The 2,568-nt window shown below is 54.9% G+C and carries 1 protein-coding gene; it reads right to left on the minus strand.

The window, feature by feature from the left end; translation table 11 throughout:
- Positions 1-268 precede the first annotated feature (268 nt).
- Positions 269-1,840 (minus strand): ATP-dependent DNA helicase, encoded by a 1,572-nt coding sequence (locus tag AC0QH1_RS16670; RefSeq protein WP_324632346.1) that lies wholly within the window; start codon positions 1,838-1,840, stop codon positions 269-271.
- Positions 1,841-2,568: the final 728 nt, after the last annotated feature.

The raw sequence follows: 2,568 nt of genomic DNA on the forward strand, positions 1-2,568 counted from the left end.
AACCCAGATCTCAAAGGTCTGGGCGCAGAAGCCCGCGCCGTACCGCCTAAGCGGTCGGCGTCGGGAGTACGTCACAGATCCATCAGGGTAAAAATCGCACCGTGGAAGGGACTCGAACAAGGCGATCGCGTCCTCGGGGTGCTTGCATGTGTGGCGATAAAAATGCTACGATAGAGAAATTAAAAATTCCCCAATCCGCTGGAGGGTGGGTGGGTTGCACTGGTGGTCCCGCCCTGGGCGATCGCGGCCAGGGGGAAAGCCAAAGCGACTAACTGGTGAAGCAAGTGGCATCCAAATAGTCGATGCGAGCCAGGGGGCTGAGGGCGGCGAGTATGTCTTTGCCATAGCTGCGGTGTTGCACCCGGTTATCTAGGAGAGCAACCACGCCGGGTCGCTGACGAACTGGGGCGATCGCCCGTTGCAACTCTTGCAGGCAAGTGGGCAGCAGGTACAAGCGAAACCAATCGAGGCGCTGGCGCTTGTAATGAGCCACCAGACCCGCCACCGCTGGATTTTCTAAAGAAGGAATGGGCAAAGTGGCGATCGCGAGCAACTTTGGCCCAGGTAACTCGGCGTGATAAGTACGCCAAAATTCCCACCCAGTGACTAAAATCCCATTTTCCGACAACTGGGTTTTTTCCACCTGGACGCGAGAGCCGAATTCTGCCGCTAGCATCGCACCGAGGCGAGTTTTCAGGGGCACATCTCCCACCACGATCGCCGTCAAACCGGTCGCCGCCGCACTGACACAGATTAAGGTGCGAATTTCTGCTAATAATGCGCTGACAAATTGTGGAGTATTGGGCAAAGGAAAGCGAGCGGGCAAATACAGGGGAATCACTTCGTTGTGGCGATCGAGGGAAAACTTCACCGTGGTGAGGTCGCCCAATCCCAGTTTTTCGCGGAAAATAGGCGCTTCCGGGTCGAGATCCAAGCCGCCGCCGACGATCGCCACCGGCTGACGTTGCCAGACTTTCTCCAGGGCGGGAGCCACTTCTACCGGACTACAGTACAGAGTAAACTGACCGTGTTGGCGGTCAATCGAGGCCCACAGCAGTCGTTCTGGATTCTGGAGTCCCTGCCAAAATGCCCTCCAATTGTCCGGCACATGGGAGAGGCGATCGCCCTGTGGGGAGTTGCCGTTTTGACTCGCGGTGGCCAAGCAATGGTACAGAGCGGTTAAAATCTCTTGTTCGGGAGCATCGAGCAAGCAACACTCGTAAGGATTCGGGGGATGTTGAAAAATGGCGCGGGTCAGTTGTACCCTGGCATTGCGAATTTCCTCCGCGCGATCGGGACGGGCCACCATGAGCTGGTTCCAGTCCACCGCTTCGATTTCCACTCGGAGCTGTTCGCGAATCCAGGTTTCCAAGTTCTCCGCATCATCGATAATCGTCGGAATACCCAGAGGGATGCTTGAGCATTCCGCAAGGGCATCTTTCAGCCATGCTTGAGGAGAAACCATCAACAGTCCCTCGAAATCATCCCCGGGCCAGCGCAGAAGATCCGAGGAGCTACCCCGATCCCCTTTGCGGATGGGTTTATTCATCTCGATCCACTGCTGTAGTTGAGGGATTTCCACCAACAGCAAGTGCTGTTGCACCGATTCGGGGGCAACTAAAATCACCGGTCCGGACCACATCAATACCGGGGTTAAATAACTGAGGCGATGACGAGCGCGACACCCGACGGAGGGCATTCCGGTTTGAATGAGCGCACTGCGTCCCAGACGCAACGCTCGCGCCACCAGCCGTGCCATTGTTAGATGATGGGGCCAGTAAGGTTCGCCTTGCGATCGCAGGAATGCGCGCAGTTGTTGGTGGACTTCTACTTCAATCACTTGTTCTCTATCGAGGTTTGACGAAAGGCACTCCAATCAGCCTCCCGATTAATGGTGTGGGTAAATTGGTGGTTTCAACTGAGATCTTGCACCAGTTGCAACACCCGGCGTGGGTTTTGAACCGTCCCCTTACCTAGCAAGTCGGTTTAAACCGACTGAAATGCTTTTACTGTAAGCTTCCGAGTCAGTTTTTAACCCCATGCAAGCGATGAGGCTCTAACTTAAGTTTCCGCCGGATCGTGGGGTCTACAAAAGGTTGTTGAGAATGGTGCAAGATTTCAGGCTCCCCGGACTCTGGAGGATATCTTAACCTGCTTTACCTTGAACCCGTCCGGGATAGGGCATCGTGCAGGCGGCGAAGCGTGGTTTGCAAGACCTGAGAATGCACTTTCCTCAAGCGTGGAAATTGCTTCGTGGTTTTGGGCCGAGTATTTTGCTGACGTTGATAGAACCCGAATAGCTCCTCAGCAGGTCCGATCTATTCTTCTATTGCCAGGAAAGACCTTTACGGGGGGCACTTACGCGAGGGAAGCACTGCAAACCTCGAGTTCGCCCTCGGCGTAGTGGTACGCGCCGGTGCAGGTTTCGAGCCATTCGAGCAGTTCGCTATGCACTGCGGCATTGGGATAGATTGGGTAGGGGTAGTTGATTCTGTTAAACTAAGCAATTCCGTCACCAGAACTACTCGTCTTCAAAACCGGACTTGAGACTTTCACCTCATCCGGGGA

The organism is Phormidium sp. CCY1219 (assembly GCF_055795085.1).